At 41.4% G+C, this 307-nt stretch carries 1 protein-coding gene; it reads left to right on the top strand.

Features of this window, described 5'->3' with window-relative positions:
* A partial coding sequence (locus SB764_RS39175) for a hypothetical protein (protein WP_410866635.1) occupies positions 1 to 307 on the top strand: 307 nt, incomplete at both ends.

Genomic DNA, 307 nt, shown 5'->3' with positions numbered 1-307 from the left:
GGCCAGTTCAGGGGCGCTGGGAAATATATGCAGTAATGCAGGAGCCATTAAAAGCTTCCTGCCAGGAATTGTTTCAGGAGGCTTAAACTCTGCATTTTCTGGAGGAAATTTCCTTGGGGGAGCAATTGGTGGAATATCATATACAGGTACTTTATCTGGGAATAGTATAACTTCTACAGATGGAATAAGTGCTGGGTACAGGTATATCAATTCTCCTGCAGAAGACTATTCTGGAGATGACTGGGAAGGCTTAACCAAAAGCATATTACTAGGCTATGTTAAAACCAATTTTTGTGAAGACTGTTCT

This window comes from Paraburkholderia sp. SIMBA_027 (assembly GCF_046535315.1).
GTDB classification, from domain to species: domain Bacteria; phylum Pseudomonadota; class Gammaproteobacteria; order Burkholderiales; family Burkholderiaceae; genus Paraburkholderia; species Paraburkholderia tropica.
The sequence above is the reverse complement of the archived record's forward strand: the minus strand, read 5'-3'. Positions and strand labels throughout refer to the sequence as shown.